6 protein-coding genes and 1 pseudogene are annotated in these 7606 nt (G+C 67.1%); 5 read left to right on the plus strand and 2 right to left on the minus strand.

The features are described from left to right. The coding region (lepB, locus tag KBY78_RS14160) for a signal peptidase I (protein ID WP_255144134.1) at positions 1–493 on the plus strand (493 nt) is incomplete at its 5' end. Here the strand turns inward: lepB and KBY78_RS14165 are convergent. Then, complete coding sequence (locus KBY78_RS14165) at positions 435–1700, minus strand: dihydroorotase (RefSeq protein ID WP_255144135.1); 1266 nt, start codon at positions 1698–1700, stop codon at positions 435–437. The genes lepB and KBY78_RS14165 overlap by 59 nt on opposite strands. Beyond that, positions 1700–3058 (minus strand): histidine phosphatase family protein, encoded by a 1359-nt coding sequence (locus KBY78_RS14170; RefSeq protein ID WP_255144136.1) that lies wholly within the window; start codon positions 3056–3058, stop codon positions 1700–1702. Before KBY78_RS14170 ends, KBY78_RS14165 begins: the two co-directional genes overlap by 1 nt. A 172-nt stretch (positions 3059–3230) precedes the next feature. Here KBY78_RS14170 and KBY78_RS14175 point away from each other — a divergent pair, with 172 nt between their 5' ends. The 4 genes and pseudogenes from KBY78_RS14175 to KBY78_RS14190 all read left to right on the plus strand — a co-directional run. Continuing rightward, the gene (locus tag KBY78_RS14175) at positions 3231–4598 is read left to right on the plus strand and encodes a CPBP family intramembrane glutamic endopeptidase (RefSeq protein ID WP_255144137.1); all 1368 of its coding nucleotides are present in this window, start codon (positions 3231–3233) and stop codon (positions 4596–4598) included. Positions 4599–4657: 59 nt separating this feature from the next. Next, positions 4658–5164, plus strand: coding sequence for a hypothetical protein (locus KBY78_RS14180; protein ID WP_255144138.1), 507 nt, complete (start codon positions 4658–4660; stop codon positions 5162–5164). Between the two features lie 104 nt (positions 5165–5268). Continuing rightward, a pseudogene (locus tag KBY78_RS14185) lies at positions 5269–7023 on the plus strand (peptidoglycan D,D-transpeptidase FtsI family protein). Between the two features lie 64 nt (positions 7024–7087). Beyond that, the coding region (locus KBY78_RS14190; RefSeq protein WP_315856674.1) for a transaldolase family protein at positions 7088–7606 on the plus strand (519 nt) is incomplete at its 3' end.

Consider the following 7606-nt stretch of genomic DNA (forward strand, 5'->3'; position numbering starts at 1 on the left):
CGACCCCGCCTTGCAGGCCAATCGAAGCCCGAGCCCCCTGGGCTTCCTGCTGGTGAACTTCCCCCTGATCGGCTCGCTCCCGGGCCTCCAGGAGCCCGCGTGCGATGCCTACATCAAACGGGTGGTGGCCATCCCCGGCGACCGGGTGGTGGTCAACCCACGCGGGCAGCTGAGCATCAACGGCAAGGCCATCAGCGAGCCCTACGTCGAGAACTTCTGCCCGATCGACAGCCAGGGCATCGGTCCCTGCCGCACCCTCGACACTGTCGTGCCCCCTGGGACCGTGCTGGCCCTCGGCGACAACCGCGCCAACAGCTGGGACGGACGCTTCTGGCCCGGTGGTCCCTTCCTGCCCCGCAAGGAGATCATTGGCAGGGCCTTCTACCGCTTCTGGCCGCTGGATCGCACAGGTCCCCTGGGGGCTCCGGATCCCCTCAGCGGGGTCCCAGCCAAAGCCGGGGCAGCAGCCCCGTCGCCAGCACCCGGCCCCTGAGGACCTCGCCCCCCAGGGGCTGGTTGGCCGCCTTGGAGGCATGACTATCGGCGCTGGGGATCCACTCCATGTCCGGGTCAAAGAGGAGCCAGCGCCTGGAGCCGCACTGGAGCCGTGGCTCCTCCAGATCGAGCAGCCGGGCCGGCCCCCAGCACAGGGCTTGCCAGAGCGCTTCGGGGCTCCAGCCCTGCTCCCGCACCAACTGGTTCCACAACAGAGGCAGCACATAGCGGTGACCCGCCAGACCAGGCCGGCGCTGATCCAGGGGCAACAACTGCTCCTCGGGATCGAGCGGTTGATGGTGCACCGCCACCGCACCGATCACCCCATCGGCCAAGGCCGCCACCAGGGCACGGCGATCCTCGGGGGTGCCCAGGGAGGGCACCAGCCGCCAGCCCTCGGCCACAGGATCGAGACTGCCGCTGTCGGCCACCAGATGCCACCAGCAGACCGTGGCCATCGGCGCCGGATCGGCCGCCCGCAGCAACTTCACGCCAGCGGCAGTGGAGAGATTCGCCAGGCGCAGGTTCAACTGGGGGAGTGAGGTCGCTAGCGCCAGCAGGTTCTGCAGGTGGATGGTTTCGCTCAGCTGAGGATCCAGGGGCCAGCCGGCCCGCAGAGCCTCCACCCCTTCACGGACGAAGCCGCCGTGATCCAGGCTGGCGTTCCGCGGTGCCAGAAGCACGGGACGATCGGCGCATTCGCCGATGCTGAGTCCCCGTTCCAGCAGCGGCAGCGGTGGCAGCTCCCCCTCCTCCGCCAGTCCGAGGGCACCGGCGGTCAGCAGATCGGCGTGGGCAGAGAGTTCTTCCCCGCGGCCCCCGAGGCTGAATCCCCCCCACAGCCGCAGCTCGAAGGGGGGCTCCGCCGCGAGGCGGAGGCATTCGGGGCGATCGCGCCAGTTGCGGGCCCGCGGCAGCAGCGCCACGGTGCCGTAGCCGGCCGCCGCGGCTGAGCGGACCAGGCTCTCAAGGGTTTCGGCACGGCCGTCCTCGGGTTCCTCCAGGACGCTGTGGGGATCGACCAACGCCGGTGCCAGCAGCCAGGAGCCAGCGGGTTGCGCTGCCAGGCCGAGCCGCACCGCCCCGTCCCAGGCGCTGGCACCAAGTGCTGTGATCACGCCCTGCTCGAGCAGCACATCGCTGCTCTGGAGCGGCTGGTCGGGCCCCTGCAGCAACTGGACATCCTGCAGGAGCTGGGCCGACATCAGAGGGCACCGGCTGCGGTGCGGTCGATCACGCCTCCGAGGTGGGTGGTGAGGTTCAGGCAGGTCACCACCGGCAGGGCTCGGCCAGCACTGTCCGGCGGCGGCCAGTCGATCACACTCACCCCGCCGTTGCCCTGCTTGACCATCCAGATGTCAGCTGGGGTGAGACCCAGCAGGGCACAGAGGATCGTCTTGTTGACGGCGTCATGGGCCACCACCAGGGCAGTCTCATCCGCCTCCAGGCCATCGGCGAGGCCACTCCAGCAAGCCAGGGAGCGATCCCAGACCTGCTGGAGATTCTCACCTTCGGGCATCTGAACGGTGTGGGGCGCGTCTTTCCACTGCTGCAGCAACTCCCCCCAGGCCTGGGAAATCTCCTGCTCCAGGCGCCCTTCCCACTGGCCATGTCCGATCTCCACCAGGCCCTCCTGGCTGCTGAGCAGCACCCCGGGGTGGGCCGTGAGGATGGCTTCGGCGGTCTGGCGCGGCCGGGCCATCGAGCTGGTGAAGGCCCTCTGGATCGGTACGTCGCTGAGGAAGTCGGCCGCCGACCGTGCCTGGGCCAGACCATTGACATTGAGAGGGATGTCGATCTGCCCCTGGAAGCGACCCTGGCGGTTCCAGTCGGTTTCGCCGTGGCGTACCAGCAGCAGACGCGCCCCGGCGCCTTTCGGCGGCAACCCGTTGCCGAGGTGGGCGGTGACATTGAGTGATTCGATCTGCACCTGCACGCCGCCGCCGGCCTGACGCTGCAGGTTGAACACGGAGAGGGAGGCGTTCTCAAGGCGAAGTCCCTGAAAGCGGCTGGCGGGCAACCCCAGCAGCTGCAGCACCAGGCAGCGCAGGATGGCGCTGTGGGCCACCACCAGCACCGTGGTCAGATCCTTTCCCGACTGATCAGCCTGATCCAGATGCTCACGCTCCAGGCGATCCAGCCAGCGGCGGGCCTGGTCCATCAGCTCAGGAATCGGCCGGAATCGGCTTCCATCAGAGCGCTCCAGTTCCAGCTGATCGGGAGCCTCTCTCCAGAGGCGGTAGGCCTCGGGGAATCGTGCTTTCACCTCACTGCCCAGCAGGCCGGACCAGGGGGCCAGGTCCACCTCGAGCAGATCGTCGTCGAACTCGGCGCTGAGGCCGCCCCCCTGGGCCTCCAGCAGCTGGGCAGCGGTGGCGGCGGCCCGGCTCAGGGGGGAGCTGTAGACGGCATCGAGGTGAAGGTCCGCCAGCGCTGCGCCGGTGAGGCGGGCCTGGCTGTGGCCCTCGTCGGTGAGGCAGGAGAGATCATCCCGGCCCTGGATGCGGCGCTCGGTGTTGAAGCTGCTGAGTCCATGGCGGACAAGCAGGAGCCGAAGGGGCACGAGGTCTGGAGCTGGAAGCGCCGTCATCGTATGGGAGGGATCCCAACACAGCTCAGGGCCGCGACCGATGCTGGCCACCAATCGGGCTCGGGGGAGAATCGCTCGATTGCGAGGAGCTGGGGTGGCAACAGGAGGGCGAGGACGGGCCGGATCCCTGAAAGTGGGGCTGGCCATGGTCAGCCTTGTGCTGAGCCTGCTGCTCTGGCTCAACGGGCTGCTGGAGAGTCTGGAGCGCCCATCGGTGGGTAACGACCTGTCCCGGCGGCAACTGGAGCTGAGTGCTCTGGCTGCCCCGGCGGTTCCGCCATCGCTGCGGCCGCTGTTGGTGGGCGTTGACCCAGGAGCCCTGTTGCTGGCGGAGCTGGAGCAGCAGGCAGAGGAGAGCGGCGACAGCACCACGGCCTCAGGGGCCGCCCAGGCCGCCGGTGATCGGGAGGCCGGGATCAGCCTGTTGGAGCGGGCGCTGCTGCAACTGCGCCAGGGGCAGCCTGCCGCCGCACGCCCCCTGCTGCTTCAGCTGCAACGGCTTGCCACCGCTGACGATCGGGCCCTGATCGAGCAGTTGCTCCAGGTGCCCCAGGGCGGCAGCTGGCCCGTCGAGGCGGTGGGCATGCTCCAGGACCCACTGGTGCGGCGGCTGAGCTGCCAGGTGCTGGGCGACGTCAGCGATTGCGCCGAGCCGGCCGCCGAGCGACGGGCCCTGCTGCAGCTGCTGGGCATCAATCTGCTGCCCGCCCTGGCCCTGCTGGCCGGACTGCTGCTGCTGCTGCGGGAAGGCTGGCTGCGCTGGCGTGGCAAGCAAGCTCCCCTGCCGGACCTGGTCGGCCCCGACCTGGGGCTGATCGATGTGGTGCTTCTGATCGCCGGAGGGTTCGTGCTGCTGGGGGAAGTGCTCACGCCGGTGCTGCTGGGTCCTCTGCTGCAGGCCACTCTCTCGGCACTGGCGATCAAGCCTCCCCTCGCCGATGGCGTCACGGTGCTCACCATGTACCTCGGTCTGATGGCCGCTCCGCTGCTGATGCTTTTGGTTCTGTTGCGCTCGGGGGGCGAGGCCCCGGAGGGCGGCTGGCTGCAGTTCCGCTGGCGGCCGCTGGGCTCAGTTCTGCGCAAGTCGATGAAGTACCTGCTGATCGTGCTGCCCCTGGTGTCACTGGTGGGCTGGCTGCAGCAGCACTTCTGGAGCGATGTCGGCGGGAGCAATCCCCTGCTGGAACTTGTGCTGCGCAGCGGCAACGGACTGACCCTCGCCTGTTTCGCCTTTACGGCCATCGTGCTGGCCCCGCTGTTCGAGGAAACCATCTTCCGAGGGGTTCTGCTGCCGGTGGTGGGCCGGGAGATCGGGCCCCTGCCCGCGGTGTTGATCAGCAGCATGGTCTTCGGCATCGCCCACCTCAGCCTCGGAGAATTTCCGCCCCTGTTCACCCTGGGCCTGGGTCTGGGCTGGCTGCGCCTGAGCAGTGGCCGCCTGAGCACCTGCGTGGGTCTCCACGCCCTCTGGAACGGACTCACCTTCACCAACCTGCTGTTGCTGGCGCGCTGATCGTCGGCTTGCTGCCCCTTGCGCCCCATGGTTCACTTGCGGAGATTCGTCAGGTACCGGTGGTCGCCGTTCCATCGCCCCAGCCCTTCTTCAGGCGCCGCTCCCTGGAGCTCATCCAGGGCTCCTTCTCCGCCCGGCGCGTGGTGCGCCAGTCCCCCTGGCTGGCGGGTCTGCACAGGGCCTCCGATGGCCTGCTCGTGGCCCTCGGCCTTTCGATGGTGGGCCTTACCGCTCTCACCCTGCACTGGCAGGGACAGTGGACTCGCAGTTTTGAGCGACTGGAGTCGACCCAGGTGCTGGAACATCGCCTGCAGGAATCCACCGCGGTGCTGGAGCAGCACCATCTGGCGATGGCTCGCCGTCCCGGCCTCCTGGTGCCCACAAGCCTCCAGCGCCTGATTCATCTGCCCTCCCCCAGCTCCAAGACCCCTGAGAGCCGTCCCACACCCAGTGCCAGCCAGCCTCAGCTCAAGCCGTTCAACCTCCAATCCCTCGATCCCCGCTCGCTCAGCGTGGAGCTGAGCCGGATCAGCCTCGACCCTCAGATCGTTCGGGCCGGGTACTGAGGGTGGTGCGTCGCTCCGCCACTGGATCACCCCCCATTCCCCTCCATGGAGGGGGACGCAGCTCCACCGAGGCGGACAATCCGCGCAGCAGCCGGCGCCGGGTGATCCAGCTGCAACCGGTGCCGGCGGGCCGCTTGCTCACCGTCTATCTCACGCTCTGCCTGGCTCTGGCAGGCCTGGCTGGACGACTGGCCTGGCTTCAGGTCAAGGAGGGCGACCGTCTGCAACAGCGGGCCCGGGCGATCCAGACCCAGAAGACGAAGCCGATCGGCAAGCGCCGGCCGATCGTCGACCGCAAGGGCAGGCTGGTCGCCCTTGATGAGGAACGCTTCACCTTGTGGGCCCATCCCCGCTACTTCAACTTTCCCGGTGACGATCCCAACCTGATCCGCAGCAGCTCCGACACGGTTGAGAAGCTCGCCAAAGTGCTCCTGGTGCCTGCAGCGGATCTCATGCGCACGATCGACGGCCGCAAAACCGGGGTCAAACTCGCCACTGATCTCGATCCGGAAACAGCCCGTCGTCTGCGTGAGCTCGGCATCAGTGGTCTTGACCTCGAGCCCTACCCCCAGAGGATCTACCCGCAGGGTCAGCTGTTCGCCAATGTGGTGGGGTTCCTCAATCTGGAGCGGGTGGCCCAGGCGGGACTTGAGCAGAGCCGTGACAAAGACCTGCGCCGTCAGGAAACGACGCGTCAGATGCGCCGCGGCGCCGACGGCACTCCATTACCCGACGGACTCCAGGCCGGGGTCCTTTACACCGATGATCTGCGGCTGCAACTCACCCTTGACGCCCGCCTGCAGCAGGTGGCCCAGCAGGCACTCGCCAGACAGCTGAAGCAGTGGAAAGCCAAGCGGGGCTCCGCCATGGTGATGGATGTGCGCAACGGCGAGATGCTGGCGCTCACCTCGATTCCCAGCTACGAGCCCAACAAGTTCTGGAAGTTTTCTCCGGGGCTGTTCCGCGAATGGTCGGTGCAGGATCTCTATGAGCCGGGCTCCACCTTCAAGCCGATCAATCTGGCGATCGCCCTGCAGGAGAAGGCCATCCAGCCCAATGGCACCGTCAACGACGTGGGACAGCTCACAATCGGAGGTTGGCCGATCTTTAACCACGACCGCAGGGCCAACGGCATTCTGGATTTCGCCACCGTGCTTCAGGTGTCCAGCAATGTGGGCATGGTGCAGACCATGCGCTGGCTCAAGCCCTCCATCTACTGGGAGTGGATGCGCCGGATCGGCATCGACACCGTTCCAGATACCGATCTGCCAGGGGCCGTGGCGGGAGAGCTCAAGACGCGCGAGCAGTTCACCACCAAGCCGATCGAACCGGCCACGGCCGCTTTTGGCTAGGGGTTCGCGCTCACCCCGCTGAAGCTCCTGCAGTTGCACGCCATGCTCGCCAACGGTGGGCGTCTGGTGAGCCCCCACATCACCCGCGGCCTGCGCTCCGGCGACAGCCTGGCTCAAGCCACTGCCGCCAGCGGCCTGCAGCTCATGCAACCTGCCGTCACCAAGCAGGTGATGGCCTGGCTGGAAACGGTCGTGGAGAAAGGCAGTGGCAAGGGCGTTCAGGTGCCCGGATACCGCATCGGTGGAAAGACCGGCACCGCCCAGAAGGCCCTCAACGGGGTCTACATCCCGGGAGCACGGATCACCAGCTTCGTGGCCCACCTACCGATCGACGATCCCCGCTTTGTGGTGCTTGTGGTGGTGGATGAACCCCAGGGGGGCAATGCTTACGGCTCCACCGTGGCGGTTCCGGCGGCCAAGGAGATCATCGAAGCCCTGCTCGTGCTGGAGAAAGTTCTGCCCAGTACACGCAAGAAGCCAGCCGGCCAGCCAACGGTGCGGGGTTGAGGACGCTCCGGGTGGACTCGGCTCTGCCTGGCTAGCCTCGTCCTAGACGCCAATGCTTGGGGACATGCCCAACCTGCTCGATCAACTCGCTTCCATGACCGTGGTTGTCGCTGACACGGGTGAACTGGAAGCGATCAAGCAGTTCACCCCCCGTGACGCCACCACCAACCCATCCCTGATCCTGGCGGCCGCTCAGATTCCTCTGTATCAGCGACTCATTGATGAATCCCTGAAGGCCTCCAGAACGGTGATCGGTGCCACAGCTCCCGCTGAAGCGGTGGTGCTGGAAGCTCTCGATGAGATCTGCGTCACCTTCGGCAAGGAGATCCTCCAGATCGTCCCCGGACGGGTGTCCACTGAGGTGGATGCCAGGCTCAGTTACGACACCGAGGCCACGATCGAGAAGGCTCGCAAACTGATCGGTCTTTATGCCGATGCCGGGATCAGCAAGGAGCGGGTGCTGATCAAGATCGCCTCCACCTGGGAGAGCATCAAGGCCGCTGAAGCACTGGAGAAGGAGGGCATCCACTGCAACCTCACTCTGCTGTTCAGCTTCACCCAGGCGTTGGCCTGCGCCGAAGCG

It is taken from the genome of Synechococcus sp. EJ6-Ellesmere, assembly GCF_024345875.1.
GTDB lineage: Bacteria > Cyanobacteriota > Cyanobacteriia > PCC-6307 > Cyanobiaceae > Regnicoccus_A > Regnicoccus_A antarcticus.